At 47.2% G+C, this 15,525-nt stretch carries 17 protein-coding genes; 3 read left to right on the plus strand and 14 right to left on the minus strand.

Translation table 11 applies throughout. The features are described from left to right. Positions 1-787: 787 nt before the first annotated feature. Positions 788-1,003, plus strand: coding sequence for a hypothetical protein (locus O9H85_RS32625; RefSeq protein ID WP_269885549.1), 216 nt, complete (start codon positions 788-790; stop codon positions 1,001-1,003). A gap of 259 nt (positions 1,004-1,262) precedes the next feature. On the opposite strand, the gene O9H85_RS32630 is transcribed toward O9H85_RS32625, so the two are convergent. The 6 genes from O9H85_RS32630 to O9H85_RS32655 all read right to left on the minus strand — a co-directional run bounded on the left by O9H85_RS32630 (position 1,263) and on the right by O9H85_RS32655 (position 8,387). Continuing rightward, a complete protein-coding gene (locus tag O9H85_RS32630; RefSeq protein ID WP_333474295.1) occupies positions 1,263-2,372 on the minus strand; it encodes a phosphodiester glycosidase family protein in 1,110 nt (369 codons plus the stop codon). 328 nt (positions 2,373-2,700) lie between these two features. Further along, complete coding sequence (locus O9H85_RS32635; protein ID WP_269885550.1) at positions 2,701-3,144, minus strand: DUF2663 family protein; 444 nt, start codon at positions 3,142-3,144, stop codon at positions 2,701-2,703. Between the two features lie 289 nt (positions 3,145-3,433). Next, entirely contained in the window at positions 3,434-4,561 is a 1,128-nt protein-coding gene (locus O9H85_RS32640; RefSeq protein WP_269885551.1) for an ABC transporter permease, read from the minus strand. Beyond that, positions 4,558-5,547, minus strand: a complete 990-nt coding sequence (locus O9H85_RS32645; RefSeq protein WP_269885552.1) for an ABC transporter ATP-binding protein — start codon at positions 5,545-5,547, stop codon at positions 4,558-4,560. The genes O9H85_RS32640 and O9H85_RS32645 overlap by 4 nt, the downstream gene beginning before the upstream one ends. Before the next feature lie 560 nt (positions 5,548-6,107). Further along, positions 6,108-7,238, minus strand: coding sequence for a hypothetical protein (locus O9H85_RS32650; RefSeq protein ID WP_269885553.1), 1,131 nt, complete (start codon positions 7,236-7,238; stop codon positions 6,108-6,110). Between the two features lie 411 nt (positions 7,239-7,649). Next, positions 7,650-8,387, minus strand: coding sequence for an SDR family oxidoreductase (locus O9H85_RS32655; RefSeq protein WP_269885554.1), 738 nt, complete (start codon positions 8,385-8,387; stop codon positions 7,650-7,652). Between the two features lie 184 nt (positions 8,388-8,571). On the opposite strand from O9H85_RS32655, the gene O9H85_RS32660 reads away from it, so the two are divergent. Next, the gene (locus tag O9H85_RS32660) at positions 8,572-9,498 is read left to right on the plus strand and encodes an AraC family transcriptional regulator (RefSeq protein WP_269885555.1); all 927 of its coding nucleotides are present in this window, start codon (positions 8,572-8,574) and stop codon (positions 9,496-9,498) included. Positions 9,499-9,607: 109 nt separating this feature from the next. Here O9H85_RS32660 and O9H85_RS32665 read toward each other — a convergent pair whose 3' ends face one another. The 7 genes from O9H85_RS32665 to O9H85_RS32695 all read right to left on the minus strand — a co-directional run bounded on the left by O9H85_RS32665 (position 9,608) and on the right by O9H85_RS32695 (position 14,303). Continuing rightward, positions 9,608-10,030, minus strand: coding sequence for a GrpB family protein (locus O9H85_RS32665; protein ID WP_269885556.1), 423 nt, complete (start codon positions 10,028-10,030; stop codon positions 9,608-9,610). Positions 10,031-10,380: 350 nt separating this feature from the next. Next, positions 10,381-11,250, minus strand: a complete 870-nt coding sequence (locus O9H85_RS32670; protein WP_333474296.1) for an NAD-dependent epimerase/dehydratase family protein — start codon at positions 11,248-11,250, stop codon at positions 10,381-10,383. 152 nt (positions 11,251-11,402) lie between these two features. Then, positions 11,403-11,618, minus strand: coding sequence for a helix-hairpin-helix domain-containing protein (locus tag O9H85_RS32675; RefSeq protein WP_269885557.1), 216 nt, complete (start codon positions 11,616-11,618; stop codon positions 11,403-11,405). Positions 11,619-11,655: 37 nt separating this feature from the next. Beyond that, positions 11,656-12,978: an MFS transporter gene (locus tag O9H85_RS32680; protein ID WP_269885558.1), complete on the minus strand. Its 1,323-nt coding sequence runs from the start codon at positions 12,976-12,978 to the stop codon at positions 11,656-11,658. 43 nt (positions 12,979-13,021) lie between these two features. Next, positions 13,022-13,342, minus strand: a complete 321-nt coding sequence (locus tag O9H85_RS32685; RefSeq protein WP_269885559.1) for a DsrE/DsrF/TusD sulfur relay family protein — start codon at positions 13,340-13,342, stop codon at positions 13,022-13,024. Continuing rightward, the gene (locus O9H85_RS32690; protein ID WP_269885560.1) at positions 13,339-14,025 is read right to left on the minus strand and encodes an ArsR/SmtB family transcription factor; all 687 of its coding nucleotides are present in this window, start codon (positions 14,023-14,025) and stop codon (positions 13,339-13,341) included. The genes O9H85_RS32685 and O9H85_RS32690 overlap by 4 nt, the downstream gene beginning before the upstream one ends. A 110-nt stretch (positions 14,026-14,135) precedes the next feature. Then, the gene (locus O9H85_RS32695) at positions 14,136-14,303 is read right to left on the minus strand and encodes a hypothetical protein (RefSeq protein ID WP_269885561.1); all 168 of its coding nucleotides are present in this window, start codon (positions 14,301-14,303) and stop codon (positions 14,136-14,138) included. Between the two features lie 170 nt (positions 14,304-14,473). On the opposite strand from O9H85_RS32695, the gene O9H85_RS32700 reads away from it, so the two are divergent. Then, positions 14,474-14,608 carry a hypothetical protein gene (locus tag O9H85_RS32700; protein WP_269885562.1) on the plus strand — a complete coding sequence of 45 codons (135 nt, stop codon included), beginning with the start codon at positions 14,474-14,476 and terminating at the stop codon, positions 14,606-14,608. Positions 14,609-14,739: 131 nt separating this feature from the next. Here the strand turns inward: O9H85_RS32700 and O9H85_RS32705 are convergent, their stop codons facing one another. Continuing rightward, positions 14,740-15,462, minus strand: coding sequence for a YebC/PmpR family DNA-binding transcriptional regulator (locus O9H85_RS32705; protein ID WP_269885563.1), 723 nt, complete (start codon positions 15,460-15,462; stop codon positions 14,740-14,742). Positions 15,463-15,525 lie beyond the last annotated feature (63 nt).

Raw genomic sequence — 15,525 nt, forward strand, 5'->3', positions numbered from 1 at the left:
CCGTCAGTTTTTGAGAAATAAGTGTTAAACTTTTGGGACAGCCCCCTCCGGTTACTTTTCATCTTGAGATGCACATATGCCCAATACTCTGCATATCGTAGAGCAGCAAACATTTCAGCTTTTTTATATAATCTGAAAGGGGAATGAACAGTTTGACCACTCAAAGCGAACATGCTATCGAATCGCGGCAGGCCACTTTTACAGCCGGATGCCTCAACCAATGGACAAGGCTCAGGCTGCTGATATCGGGTGAAGGAATCTGGTTCTGGCCCACTGATATAACTAAACCAGGGTACAGGTTATAGAACAGTGAAGGGTTATATACGCCCGACTTTGTTACTTCAATTGACTGTTGTGCTCCCAGGTGGAACAAAGTAGGTTTAAAATCCGGCGCTACAATAGATTTTTGGCCGCTTTCAAGGCTTGGGAGCAATTTTGTACTCGGTTATGTCACTATGACGGACTACGATAGCGTAAGATGCCAGCCGTTGCCGACTGCACCCAAAGTAGCAGGATGTTGGGATACTGATTTGGGAAGAATGCATTTAAATCAACCAGGAGACGGCTACAATGTAACCGGCACATATGAATATACACTATACCAATACCCAGGTGAAACGATAAAAGGTGAAATTTTCGGTTCATTTTGGGTAAATCGTTTGATGGGGCAATTTAGAGAAAAGTTAAGTAGTACCGGAGCAAACTATAGTAACGGATTATTCAGTTTGAATTTTGAAGGAAACTCATTCACTGGGCAGAAAGCCAGGGGCCATTGGAGTGGCAAAAGATGTTAGAAATTTTATGGTTAGTAGAGAAACAGCCGAATGTTGCCGGCTGTTTTTTCGTATGTCTGGAAGCGTCAGGGGGTTACTTTGGCACCCCTTCACCTCACGCAGCGTATTTTAATGGCTCTTTTAAAAACTTGCCGCTACAGTCAGCGCGGAGAACCGTATCATTATTTAAAGCCATGATTACGTTATCTGCCCGTTTAATAAAACAATGAGCAGCTGCCGCGGCAAACTGCTCATTGTTGTCGTTTAACTAACGTTACCCGTTAGCCATCCATGCCGCTCAAAGCGCGGCACCACAGAGAATGAAAGTTAATCCGTTCTTTCATGGTAGTTGAATAGTCACTATAAAAAAACAACGTGTTTCTTACAAGGTTTTGACAGGATCTCTGGAGCTCGAAAAGGATACGTGAAGCCATCTACTCTAACATCGTCTGTATCGCTCCACCGTGGGAGCTCCTATAAACAACCTTACTATGGCTGGTTTGCGAAGGGCTTGTGGGATGAGTTGAAATGCTGCATGTCGATGCCGCTCCATATATTGGGCACTTTTACTTTGTCCGGTTTCTCGAATACGAGGAACGCCGTCGGCAGATACCTCATGCCGTAGCTGCTGGAAGGACGATTGACCACCTCGTTGTTCTTGACAAGCAAGGACGAGGAGCCGCCATCCAGATTGGCCGCTGTCAAGGCTCCTTTCTCAAGCAACAGCTTCTGGGCATCATAAAGCGTGGCGCCTATGGAGTAACCGGGTTGTCTTCCATCGATCACCAGGAACAGAATGGACCCGTCCCTCGTTTGGGCCATACAAGTACGGGGAGCGATGCCCCATCCTTCGGCCTCGTTCTTAATCAGCCCTTTACCGTTAACAATAAACTTCGGCGAAAACGATACCGCTTCTGTGACGCCCATCTTGAGCAGTTCAGAAGGTTTATATTTACCGGCGATCATAACCCCGTTGCGGTCGAGTCCGACGACATTCACCGGATCCTCCATACCGCTGTCGTTGTACAGCAGTTTGCCGCCGGACATGACGATGCCGGACGGCTTAAATCCGTTGCCGTCATAATTGGGATCATCGAATGCGCCACCGTTCACTCCGGCAATCGCCCCGGTACGTTTGACCATGCTCAAAATCTGCTCGCCTTGACCGACGATACCAGTGGTCACCACCCGTATCATCTTCGGATTGTGTACGGTGAGCAGGTAGCCCTTAAATTTATTACCGCTGACAGGCTCAACCGACACGGTGTTATTAGGCTGAGTCGCAGGAAAGACATTATGATTATCTTTCTCCGAGCCCATCGCATCGAATTGCGCGAGATAGTCTTCTACGCGGCGGTTCATTTCGTCCTGACCGATTAAAAATTTCGCATAATCACGATGCTGCGTTGTAATTAGCGTATCGGCTATCATATAACGCAGCTCGGTGCCGGAAGCAGTGAAATAGAACCACATCGCAAAGCCGGACATGAATAATAATACGAGCAATAAAGCATAGCAAAATAACCTTAAGCGTTTGCGCCGCTTTCGCTTCGGTGCTGGATCAACTTCCGTACGGTCATACGAATAGCTTGGATTCAACAGGCTCACCTCAATTTTTGAAACATAACCTAGAGTCTAATGCGCCAACCTTAAAGAATGCTTAAGATTGGGAGTTGTTGGTGACTCAGGAAAAAAGTATTGACGCCCATGCCATCAGATGATGAAATAAAGTTATTTCAGGATAGACTGATCCCAAAAATAAAAACAGCGGCAGCCATGGACGAGAAAATAAAGTCCTAGACTTCCGCTGTTTTTATTTAACTCGTAATCGTTAACTGAAATTTTTTCATCCTGAGAGTCTCTCTATTTATTGTTAATCGCATATTTCATACGGCATCTCTTCATGAACTTAAAAATAATGATTCCTCTAACTATTCATAAAGATATCTAAATTTGTTTCTTCTTTTATTTGTTGAGTTAGTTTATCTCGCATTTGTGACATGTTTGTCTTTACCCATGGTGCCCATAATTTATCTGCAATTTCTGTCCTTAATTTTTCAACTTTGTCTTTCATTTTTTTGTATTTTTTCGTGGCATCGATTGAAATAAAAACAGATACTAACGATATGATAAGTAATATATGCAAAATAAATGTTTTAGGGAGTATTTCTAGCATTAACCTAACATTGCCGTTCGTTGGTTTTAATATAAGTTTATCAAAACCGAAAAAGTATATTAATAAAAAAAAGACTGCTCCGACGGAGTATACAATTGCCTTCGATTGTAAATCATCCATTTTTCTTTTCCTATTTCTAAGTTCATTCAATATACTCTTTGCATCTTGAGAGATCTCGAGCGAGTTCCAAGGCATTCAGGCCACACCCCTATCACTAATCGGATGACTTACATTAAAAATATATGAAAAGCTTGCCTCAAACATTCAACGTCACGGACGGTTCTTTATTGGTACGAACATTAGATTAAGTTAGAGGATTGTTCTAAAAAATGAAAGGACAAAAAAAGCGGATGGTGACCATCCACTTCGGTAGCGATCAAATTGGCGTTCTAACTCCAAATAACTTCAACAAAGCCATGTAGCGAAAACGAAAATGGCTCCACCGTCGTTAACGCGGGTGGAGCCATTTTATATCGGCGCATGTTCAGTCCCAACGGAACGTGAAGCTTGCGACTATGAAGGCGACGATCGCCCAGCCGCCGAGTAACGCCACCTGCGGCCACAGCTCGCCGAAGCCGGCGCCGATGTTCATCACTTGGCGGAGTGCCGTCGACAGATGCGAAATCGGCAGCAGATTGACGACCGCCTGGAACGCCGTCGGCATCGAGTTGATCGGGAAAAATACCCCACCAAGGAACATGAGCGGGAATGAGATCACGCCGGCGATCGGACCCGCCGATTCCGGCGTTTTCGCTAGCCCTGCGATAATAAAGCCGATCGCCATGAAGGCGAGTGTGCCTAGCACCACAAACAGAATGAGCAGCCACCACGAACCGTTCACTTGCGTGTGGAAAATCAAGCTGCCGATCACAATCACGATGAGCGCTTGAACGCCGTTCAGCAGCAGACGCGCCGTAATTTGGCCAGCGATGAACGTTGAGGCCCGCAGCGTCGTACTCTGCATCCGGCGCAGCACGCCGCGCTCGCGCCAGGAAGAGATTTGGCCGGCGACGCCGTTCAGGTTGTTGGACATGATCATCATCGCGACGATGCCGGGCACGAGGAAATCGATGTATTTCAAATTGAGCGAGCGGACGCCTTTGCCTTCGATCGTGACTGCCGGCTTGTACTGCGTGATCTTCTTGCTGACGCCGTCGACGAGTTGCCCGATGACCGCAAGGCCTACGTTCGCTCTGGCCGCGTCCGTCTCGTCGTAGTACACATCAAGCTTTCCGGCGTTCGCACCGGTTAAAGCAGACGGGGCAGAGACGGCGGCAATTTGCTCGCCGTAGCCTTTCGGAATGACGATGACAAACTGCTTATCGCCTTTTTTAAGCAGGTCGAGCGCCTGTGTCTCGTCGGAGCTGACGACCGCCTTCAGCGGCGATACGGATTGCGCTTCCAACGCGGCAATCAGAGACTTTGATTGCGGTGTGCTGTCATGATCGACGATGATGGTGTCGAGCGACACACCGCCCCCTTTGCCAACGAACGAACCGAGCATGAGCATGAGTAGAAGCGGGAACAGCAAAGTGAAGAACAGCATTTGACGGTTGCGGGCGAAGATGCGGAGCTGAGCGAGCGTCAGCTGGACGTATGCGGCGAAATTCATTCTTCTCTCAAGCTCCTCCCCGTCATGTGGATAAACACGTCTTCGAGCGTCGCCGTCCTCGTTTGAAGCTCGGCGTAAGATAAGCCCGCCGCTCCTGCCTTGCCAATGAAATCTATGAGCGAGGCTTGTAGATTGTCGGTATAAAGAATGAAGACGTCTTTACGCATATCGACCTGCTTCGTTTCGGCGACAGATTGGACGAGCTGCAATATACTCGTACGTTCCGCCTCAGGCAAACTCTCGTAGCCGGATGCCCGGAATTCGATGGCGCTGTCGGAGTGAAGGCTGCGAACGAGCCGCTGAGGGGTGTCAAGGGCGATCACCTTGCCTTGATCCATAAGACAGATGCGGTCGCAAAGGACGTGCGCTTCATCCATATAATGCGTACTTAATACAATAGTCTTGCCTTGTTCCTTAAGCTTGAGGATAATGTCCCAAAGCGTGCGCCGAGCTTGGGGGTCAAGGCCGGTCGTCGGCTCGTCGAGGAACACGACTTGTGGGTCGTTGACAAGTGCGAGAGCGATTGCGAGCCGCTGCTTCTGGCCTCCGGACAAATGCTTCACGCGGTCGTTCATTTTCTCCTTCAAGATCATCGCTTCGAGCAGCGATTCGACAGGAAGAGATTTCGGGTAGAAGCTCGCGTACATGCGCATGATTTCCTTCACTTTCAGCAGGTCGAACATCGACGTTGATTGCAGCTGTACACCAATCACTTCCTTAACCTTCCGCAAATCCTTTTGCGTATCGAAGCCGGCCACCTTGGCCGAGCCTCCGTCGGGGCGACGGAGCCCTTCAATCATCTCCATCGTCGTCGTCTTGCCGGCACCGTTCGGTCCGAGCAGTCCGAACACTTCGCCTCGCATGACAGTAAAGCGGACGCCGTTCACGGCGGTATGGGCACCGTACCACTTCACGAGGCCGTCTACAACGATGACCGGTTCACCGGTATCGCCGGCAACTTGTATCGCTTCAGCAGCGCTTCTCATTTACACTCTCCTCTTGTTTAGTTCCGTTATTCCGATTTCAGATAAAACTCGATCTTGACCCATCTCCGCAATATTGCCGTGTTCTGACTTGGTCAAGCTAGACCTCTTCAATTTGCTATCCATATTATAACACTTTTTCACTAATTGGCAGGAAGGTTTGTCAAACTAAACTGTCCATTGGATAATTTTCCGCTGATTGTAACGTTGCATGCAACGCTTTCCTGGCAAGGGAATACAGCAGAAATTACAGCGTTTTCCGCATAAATTCCATAAGACGAAGGAGACCCTCAAAAAAATTAAGGGTTTATTATGATAAGAAGCGTTGCTCAGAGTAAACTGTTTAAAGTACAGGTAATTGCCTGTGTAAACAAACTTCCATTGGATTTTTGCCATCTTGACTAATAAAGAAGCATTCCGTTTAGAGTAAACAGCATGATATAGAAATATATGGAATACCTTCAGTCATCATTGTCTGCTGTTGTTCAGATAATGCGGGTAGACGCAGAAAAAAAGACCGAGGCACAGTTCTTCACTGTATCCGCCGGTCTATACTGAAAATTTTAATCGTCTTTGCCGTCCTTGCCCTTGTGCTTGCCGTTGTCCTGATGCTCTTTCTCTTTGATCTTTAATTCGACTTTCTTGTGGTCGTCCTTCCTTTGCTTGTCGTGCTCTTGTTTGTCCTCGTTGTCGTCGTGATTTTCATCGCCGTCGTCGTCGTCATTTTCATCGTCGCCGTTATTGTTATTATGGCTGATTGTGATTTGCGCATTCACAGTTGCAGCGGCAGCGTCTGAGGCAGTCAAAGGTGAGGCCGGGGGACTTTCAGGGGCTTCCGGCGTGATCGAAGGTGCCTCTGGAGTGCTTGCAGGTGCTGCAGGAGTACCCGAAGCTGCAGCCGGAGCGCTCGAAGTAGCTGCCGCGGCAGCCGCAGGCTTCGCTTCAACCTCGATGTTGACATTCAGCGTGGTGCCGTTCAGCTCAAACCAATTTGTGAACGCCGTGTTGATTTGCTGCTGTACGTTCGGCGCCTTCAGATCGATGCCGGCGAGCAGCGTACGGATCCAATGCTCCGCGTCGTCGCCTTTGAGGAATAGCCCGTCGCGGCCTTTCGGCTTCATTTTGATCATCGACATGCCGTTATTGTGATCGCCTTTATCTTGGATATCCATGGTAAAGCCGTTGCCCTCGATCTTGATATGTAGCGTATTCCAAGATGCAGCGGCATCCGCCGATGCCGTTGGCGACACGGTTTGCACCGGAGCTGACGATGTAGTTGGGCTCGTGCCGGCTGCCGGTGCTGATGAAGCTGTGGTCGCTGGAGCTGTCATCCCGGACGGTGCCTGGGCGCTGCCCGATTTGTCCGTCATTGTAATCGAGATAGCTTTTATGTAAGCAGCCTGCTTCTTTCCATTCAGGATCAGATCGACCTTAAACCCCTTACCGAGATCGCTCGTTTGTGCTTTGTGGTCATCCAGGAATACCCACACCTTCTTTGATAGCGGGACTGTTTTTTCAGCGCCATCGTCTGTCGAAACCGTTACTTCGCCATGGGCTGCGTCGATCGTTTTCACCGTTCCGGTCACGGTCTGCGATGCTTCGTCGGCATTCGAAACGCCTGAAAGCGAGCGTACTCCGAACGTAACCAAGGTTGCGCACAAGAGGCCGATCCCCAACTTTGTCCATTTTTTCATTACTGTACCCCTTCCGCGTTGTTTGATCAGCTACTTTCTTTGATACCATTCGCGGAGGAGGCGGGATTTCCGGGGGGAGGAATAAACTAGAGAGATCTGCGGGGGAGATGCTCGATAAAATTCTGCCTGCCATGACGAAAAAAAAGGGCCTGCTACACCTTGAAGGGGTGCAGTTCAATCTGCGGCAGCCTCGTGATGTTGTTTTATTGAACTAGCGTACCCGTTCAGCTCCGCCGCACGAGTCTAATACCTTATTTTCACAAGTCAGCAGCAAATCCGAAACCTGCTCGCGCCCCTAACTAAGGGCTATTCGACGTTTACCCTGATGGCGGAAAAAAAGATGGACGAACTCCAACGCTACTGCGCGTTGTCCGTTCGTCCATCCTTTCCAAGAACAGCTTTCTACAATATTCAATTGAACCCGCCGTTTACGCGAATCGTCTGTCCCGTTATCCAACGGGCTTTGTCGCTGACGAGCAGCTCGATCGCATTCGCGATGTCCTCCGGTTCGCCAAGGCGTCCAAACGCGTTCATTCGGCGGTACGAATCAATCAACTCCTGAGGTTTACCGCTCAAGAATAACTCAGTCGACACTTGTCCGGGCGCTATGCAATTGATGACGATGTCCTTGGGACCGAATTCCTTTGCCAATTGACGGGTAAACTGCTCGATCGCACCTTTCGTTGCAGCATAGACGCTGTACGTCGGGAGCATCGCGCCCGACACGGAGGTCGAGAAGTTAATGATTGTCCCGCCTTTTTCCATGTGCTTCATTGCTTGTTGACAAGCGAAATAAGTCCCTTTCACGTTGATCGCGAAATGCCGATCAAATATCTCCTCCGTCACGTCCGCGATAGCCGTACATTCCATGATGCCGGCATTATTCACCAGAATGTCCAAGCGTCCGAATCGCTCGAGCGTCTCCGAGAACAATCCTTCGACTTCGCTTACCTTGCTCACATCGGCGCGGATTGCAATCGCTTCGCCGCCGGATTGCTCGATCGTCTTTACGACCTCGCCCGCTTTCCCCTGATTCGAGGAATAATTGACGACCAAATTCGCGCCGGATTGCGCCAATTGGATGGCTGCTTGCCGTCCGATCCCCCGCGACGCCCCAGTGACGATCGCGACTTTTCCATTCAAGCTCATTTCCGTTCTCTCCTTTATCTTCTTTTGGCCGATCTGTATTCCTATGTGTTCGACCTTGTAAATTCATTATATTGAATGTTTGTCTTAACCCGTTAGATCATACCTGTTCAATCCTTGCCTAATTCTCTTCTATCTGGCTATTATAAAAGTAAACTACACCGTTTCTGGAAAGGAACTCACAAACATGGACGAATCACTGCGCATGGAGCAAGCCTTACAACAATTGGCGCTCTTGATACGCCGCCATGCTCCGTCGAACGGCACGCATCGGACGTCCGTGCCTTCTTTGACGCTGATGCATGCCACACAGTTGTCAGAACCGCTGGAATCTGTATATAAGCCTTCCATTTGCGTCGTGGCGCAAGGGGCGAAAACGGCCACGCTAGCCGACGAAACCTACCGATACGATCCTTCGACTTTCCTGGTCACTTCCGTGGAATTGCCGATCATCGGCAGAATCATCGAGGCTTCGCCCGAGATCCCGTATTTAAGCTTGAAACTGAGCTTCGACGCCGACGTCATCCTGGACATCGTGCAAGAGATGAATCGCCCCGTTTTCGTTCCCGCGGAAGCCAGTCGTGGCATAACCGTGAACCGAACGTCTACCGCATTACTCGAGGCCATCGTGCGGCTCATGCAGCTGCTAAACATACCAGAGGACGTTCCGATTCTGGCGCCGCTCGTCATCCGCGAAATTCTGTATCGAATGCTTCAAGGCGAACAAGGCGCGCTCATTCATCCATTCGCGATCATCGGCAGCCATGCGCACAGCATTGCTCAAGCGATCCAGTTGATAAACCGGCAATACGACCGTCCGCTCGTGATCGAGCAGCTTGCTAAGTCCGTAAACATGAGCACATCGGCGTTTCATAAGCATTTCAAGCGCGTCACGGCGATGAGCCCGTTGCAATACCAGAAAACGGTGCGTTTGCAAGAAGCCCGCCGCTTAATGTTGACGGAAACAGTGCAAGCCTCCGATGCGGCCTTCCGCGTAGGCTACGAGAGCCCGTCCCAGTTCAGCCGGGAATATGCCCGTATGTACGGACGACCACCGATGCTGGATATTCAGGAGCTTCGCGATTCGATCAAGGGCTCCAATGTGCTTGGCTGAGTTTTATGAATGGTAGCAAGAGAAAGTTTGGCATCGACAAGAACAGGGCCCTGACGATAGATCGTCAAGGCCCTGTTGTCCATCGATAGTCCGAATACGCGGGCGAGTTTCACCTGTTCTTCCTCGGGCAACTATCTCCATAACGATTTGCTTCATCGGGATGAATTCGGAGGTAATCTCTTACCGCTAAATGGCGAGAAATATCTTCCTTGTTATCCCCTTGAAACACATGCACATGATGCGTGCGATTATCTCCGCCTTTTCGGAAATATCTTCTTCCTTTCATGCCAAGCTCTCCCATGCATTCGTAACCAAGACCTGTCATTTGTTTATTAAACGAATCAATTTTTTTAATATCTTTTACTACTGGCATGATATCAATGATTGGTTTGGCTTTTAACCCTGGAACAGAAGTGCTACCGATGTGATGAATGTCAATTAACTCATTACCTAATATATCTTTTATTTTTTGAGACTCCTCGCTAAACTTTTGTCTCCAATTATCACTATATTCTGTAACCACAACTTTCACCTAATCAACCTCCTCAGGGGAAATATCATTGCGATCAGTTTTGGCATTACATCATCATATAAAAGCGAGGGAAGGTGTCAATGAGATATTGAACAACTCAAAGTTATAACCGGCAGCCTAATGTTACGAATACACAATTAAGCTAACTCCACTTAAAACTGCCCGTTACTTCAATCCAGGATAAACGGCTACGCCGTCCTTGTCTTACAAGGACCAGCGCGTTTACCAAGGTTGATGCGAAGCTATATGCTACGAAAACTTATAAAGTCTTATCAATTAAAAAGAACGCTCCCACGATTTCACTTGGGCTACGTCCTCCTCGCAATATTTCCAATTATTAATTAAAGCACCTAGTTAGACGGCAGCTCGGAAGGTACCCAAAGGTTAGTCACATCGATTCCTTTTTCATCGCGCGCTTTGAGGTCACGGAGGAAGTCAAGAAATCCGACTGCGGGTTTCCAGCCGAGAATGCGTTCCGCATCCTTAAGGTCGTGCTGCTCCACCTTCTCGGGTAGCGGTATTTCATACTTTTCAATAAGTCTTCTTGCTCCAGGCACATTTTCCTCGCACCAGCCGATACCAAGATTGTTGAAATTATTTAATACTTCTTGAGGCATCCCATGATCGGTGTGAACAACAGTTCGGAAAAGACCAACTCTATGCTCCAATGCCGCTTGCACAGATGCTAAAGTGGCTGCTGCGATATCCCGCCGATCCACCCCGTTTCGCAATAGGCGTGCCCCAAACTCCAAGTATGGCCTAGGAATAAATTCATGATAGCGCAGCATGACGATGGATGCGCCTGTCATTCCGTTATAGGCCTTACATAGGTCCTCGCCGATTACTTTGGTCACCCCATAGACGGACCCCCATCCGTATGCCATGGAGGACGCGTAAACAATAGACTTAATCCCTTCCTGCCGACAGGCCTCCAAAAGATGAAACGTCCCGTCGACGTTAACGGAAAAAATCGTGTCGTCGCTCACCGGAGGATTGTGGGCACAATGCCAGGCAGCCAGATGAACGACGGCATCCATACCCGCCACTGCACGTCTTACGTCAGAAGGAGTCCGCGTATCACAACGTACAAATTCCGCTTTTTTTAAATCATCCGCAAAGGCTGGAACGACATCAGCCATACGTACGTCATATCCCGCATTCAAAAGAGCCCTGCTGACAGCTTGACCACCATTGCCGGAAGCGCCGGTAACAGGAATAATATCATTAACTGGTTATCTTTATATATTCCATCAAACAAATCTCTTTCAGTGAGCGAAGAGACCGCCGATCATACAGCAGCCTCGTTCTGGTTGAAGATTCATCTATCATATCCATTAGCGGAACAATGTGCTAAACTATCCGTCGCTTAAGATCAGTCAGCGAACGATAGTCCTTTGGCGGCGAGTGCTTGACGGATCAGACCTAATGCTTTTGGTCCCATACCATGCAACTTTAGTACCTCGGCCTCGCTGATCATCGTGAACTGCTCAAGCCGCAAATATCCCGCCCTAGCGAGTGCTCGTTGTACCGGCTTGCTTATTCCGGTCGGAAGATCACTTTCAAGTTTTGGTTCATTGATATTTGTCAACGCTATTTCTCCTTTCTCCGGAATAGTTCAAAGTTGTTCAGCCATTAGAGCTCAATGAGTTACTTTGTGATGCCGATACTTGTTGTGTGCTTCGGGACCATAAAACGACTGGTATCAGTAAAAGAGCAAGGCCACCTCCAATAAGCGATAACGTTGAGTAACTGGAATGTGCTAATACCATACCGGATAGTGCTCCACCCGATGCCCCAGCTAGTGCAATTAATACATCAATCGTTCCTTGAGTTTTTGCACGAGTTGATGGATCAGTTGCATCTACAATAAGTGCCGTCCCACTGATCAAACCAAAGTTCCAGCCAAGTCCCAACAATGCAAGAGCAATTATGATTACCAACATAGAATCAGCAGGCGCTACAGCTGCAACAATACCAGCAGTCAATAGAACACCACCCGAAGCTATTGACATAGCTGTGCGACCGATCTTATCAACAAGAATACCTGTTATGAGCGAAGGAAGATACATCGAACCAATATGGATGCCTATTACTAATCCAACATCACCCAAACTATGCCCGTGGTGCTTCATGTGTATTGGTGTCATGGTCATAATTGCGATCATCACGATTTGAGTTAAGATCATTACTGCTGCCCCTACAATTAGGCCCCTGTTGTTAATTTTTGGTGCGTTCGTTTGCGCGTCAACGGATTGGCTCAGGTCTGATTGTGCTTTAATTATAGCTTTCGCGACAACGAATGGGTCTGGGCGGAGGAAAGTCAAAAATACTAATCCAGCAAGGATGTAAGCTGCGGCAGCTAAAATGAAAGGTCCCGCAAGGGCCGGAACACCAATTGACGTTGCAAATTGGCCCATAAGATCCATCATGTTAGGACCTGCAACTGCACCGAAAGTAGTCGAAACCATTGCAATACTAATCGCTATTGCCCGCTGAGTAGGATTAGCTATATCTGTTCCTGCATAACGAGCTTGTAAGTTTGTAGCCGTGCCTGCGCCGTAAATAAGCAGTGAAGCGAATAGAAGTATAATACTATGATTTACTACAGCCAATATTACCCCTACAGCACCAAAACCGCCTGCCAAGAAACCTGCCGCAAGCCCCAAACGGCGCCCGTATCGTTGTGAAAGACTTCCAACAAGCAATGCGGCCACAGCAGATCCAAGAGTGAAGAATGCGGCGGGGACACCTGCAAAACTTTCCGTTCCCAACATATCCTGTGCAAGGAGTGCGCCAACCGTCACTCCTGCAGCAAGCCCTGCACCGCCAAAAATTTGTGATATGACCACAATTAGCAAGGAACGTCTATACAGTTGTCTCCTCATATTTGGTGAATTGATGTAACCTCGTATATGAGTGTCTTTTATACTACGGGGTTCATGCGTCATCGCTTAGAACACCTTTCAAGTGGTTTGGTTAATAGTAGTGCCTTTAAAAAGTCAGCACTTTGTCGCTCCATTCTACGAGGTCAACACAATCATTCATTGTTGAGATTGGGCAAGCGGTTTGTTCTTCTAATTTCCTTGATTTAAGGCAAGTTCCACAGGCATACAAAGTTCCACCTAAGTCAGTAAGCTTTTGCATTTCTTCATGCACATTAAATTTTTGATCACGTATTTCTTCGCATTTAACAGCTTCTCCCATCAGAAATAATTTGACGGAGTGCTGGCGTTTTAGCGACGTATTAGCGAAACGAAAGGCATTCCATGCTTTTTCAGGTTCTTTTGTTTCTAAAATGATGCCAATTTTCATACTAAAGCATCTCCTTGAGATGAAATATTAGAATGCTCCACATAACGCGTCCATTCATGTACGCCTTCTTCTAAACGAGATGCTTTAATACCTTTGCTTTTCAAGATTTCAACCGCTTGAGCAGACATTAGACAATAAGGACCTCGGCAATACGCCACAATTTCCATATTGACTGGTAAAGACGCTAGTTTTTTCTCTAGTTCTTCAATAGGGATCGAAATAGCACCTGGAATATGGCCCATTACATATTCATCCTCTGGTCGTACGTCTAGCAACAAAACTTCTCCTTTTTCCATCCTTTCGATAAGCTCTTCTAAAGCTATGGGTTCCATACTCGCATGATGTTGCAAAATTTCAGTCTTAAGCCGCTGAATCTCCACTAATTGCTTTTCACTAAGACGATGTAAGGACACCATAAAATCAGCGACAGATAGTTCAGCAATTTCATAAATCACATAATTACCCTTTTTATTGAATCGAACCAATTTGGATTCATGCAACGTTTGCAAGTGTTGCGATACATTTGCAACGCTCATTCCGGTAATCTTAGCAAGTTGATCTACAGATTTGGGGCCTTGAGCAAGTAAGTCGATCAGCTCCAAGCGTTTAGGACTAGACAGGCACTTTCCGATACGAGCAAATTCCTGATAAAGTTGATCTTTCCATTTGCGTTCTAAGCTCACAAAAAACACCTCAACTATTCAATTGTTTTATTGAATAGTTATTATGGTAAACCCAGTTCAACAAAGTGTCAACCATTAGTTTATTTTCGCTACACAGTTAAATTTCGCATTTAATTTCCGAATAGAGTAAAAAGATCGCCGATCGTTCCCACGGCAACCTCGTGTGGTTGGTTAAAACGGTATTCTTCCATATAGCCATAAAAATTTAGCCAAAACCCTTCGATGGTTCTCTTCTCAATCTGGTGTTTGATTGTCCATTCTGATATTTTGTTTATCACTTCTTCCCCCCTTACAGACAGGCTGTAGCGCGGTACTATCTTTTCCTTTAATTATATAGTGTTTGAGTGAACAGAATATATTCGCAAATGAAGTTGTTGCCAAAATATATTTCCAAATCGCATGAAATACATCGCTACGATGGATTATAAAGGTAAAAGGAGGTGATCTTATGAACATTATGGACGGAATGGATGCAGCTCGGTTCACATCTGGCAACCCTGATAATAAAAAAAAGAAAAAACAAGCAAAAAAGGATGCAGAGACAATACAAGACCAGGTTCTGAGAAATCTCAATAACAAATAATGTTTCTCTGAAATTGACCTTTGAACAGGGTAACTAATTCTTTGTTACGGACAAAAAAAGAAGGCTGTCGATTTCAATCGGCAGCCGGCTGAATATATTTTATGGACCTATCGTTTCCGTTAGCACAAAGCTTATTCTTCAGCTAAATCCACATTATGATAAACCTGTTGAACATCCTCCAGATCTTCGAGAGCATCGACCAATTTCTCAAACTGCGCCAGCTCGTCTTCCGAAAGAGTTACGTAATTTTGCGCAAGCATGGTCAGCTCTGCGACGATAAATTCAGTAATGCCCTTCTGCTTCAACGCGGTTTGAACGGCATAAAGCTGTTCCGGTTCGGCATAGATGATAATCGAATCCTCTTCCTCAATAATATCTCGAACGTCTAAATCTGCCTCCATCAATAGCTCCAAAACTTCGTCGGATGTTTTCCCTTCGATTCCGATGACGGCCGTCGGACTGAACATATAAGTTACGGAACCACTAACTCCCATGCTTCCGCCGTTTTTATTAAAGGCCGAACGTACGTCCGCGGCAGTACGGTTTACGTTATTGGTGAGCGTATCGACGATGATCATGGCGCCATTCGTACCGAATCCCTCATAGCGGAGTTCCGAATAACTCTCTTCCGAGTTTCCTTTGGCCTTCTCAATCGCGCGGTCAATGATTGCTTTCGGTACATTGTACGTTTTGGCTCGTTCGAGCACAAATTTTAAAGCTTGATTGGATTCCGGATCGGGTTCACCCTTCTTCGCCGCGACATAAATCTCGACTCCGAACTTGGCATAGATCCGACTCGTGCTCGCGTCCTTCGATGCTTTTTTTTCTTTAATATTATTCCACTTACGCCCCATGCTGTACCTGCTTTCTTATTATTTATTCCAACTTGCAGCAAACGCAAGTCATGACGATCCTTA

Source organism: Paenibacillus gyeongsangnamensis (genome assembly GCF_027533625.1).
Lineage (GTDB): Bacteria > Bacillota > Bacilli > Paenibacillales > NBRC-103111 > Paenibacillus_G > Paenibacillus_G gyeongsangnamensis.

Excerpts from the sequence above, each read along its gene's own strand:
- O9H85_RS32680 (WP_269885558.1), bottom strand. The coding sequence starts at position 12,978 with ATGACGCATGAACCCCGTAGTATAAAAGACACTCATATACGAGGTTAC.
- O9H85_RS32685 (WP_269885559.1), bottom strand. The coding sequence starts at position 13,342 with ATGAAAATTGGCATCATTTTAGAAACAAAAGAACCTGAAAAAGCATGG.
- O9H85_RS32640 (WP_269885551.1), bottom strand. The coding sequence starts at position 4,561 with ATGAATTTCGCCGCATACGTCCAGCTGACGCTCGCTCAGCTCCGCATC.
- O9H85_RS32660 (WP_269885555.1), top strand. The coding sequence starts at position 8,572 with ATGGACGAATCACTGCGCATGGAGCAAGCCTTACAACAATTGGCGCTC.
- O9H85_RS32635 (WP_269885550.1), bottom strand. The coding sequence starts at position 3,144 with ATGCCTTGGAACTCGCTCGAGATCTCTCAAGATGCAAAGAGTATATTG.
- O9H85_RS32655 (WP_269885554.1), bottom strand. The coding sequence starts at position 8,387 with ATGAGCTTGAATGGAAAAGTCGCGATCGTCACTGGGGCGTCGCGGGGG.
- O9H85_RS32705 (WP_269885563.1), bottom strand. The coding sequence starts at position 15,462 with ATGGGGCGTAAGTGGAATAATATTAAAGAAAAAAAAGCATCGAAGGAC.
- O9H85_RS32650 (WP_269885553.1), bottom strand. The coding sequence starts at position 7,238 with ATGAAAAAATGGACAAAGTTGGGGATCGGCCTCTTGTGCGCAACCTTG.
- O9H85_RS32645 (WP_269885552.1), bottom strand. The coding sequence starts at position 5,547 with ATGAGAAGCGCTGCTGAAGCGATACAAGTTGCCGGCGATACCGGTGAA.
- O9H85_RS32625 (WP_269885549.1), top strand. The coding sequence starts at position 788 with ATGTTAGAAATTTTATGGTTAGTAGAGAAACAGCCGAATGTTGCCGGC.
- O9H85_RS32700 (WP_269885562.1), top strand. The coding sequence starts at position 14,474 with ATGAACATTATGGACGGAATGGATGCAGCTCGGTTCACATCTGGCAAC.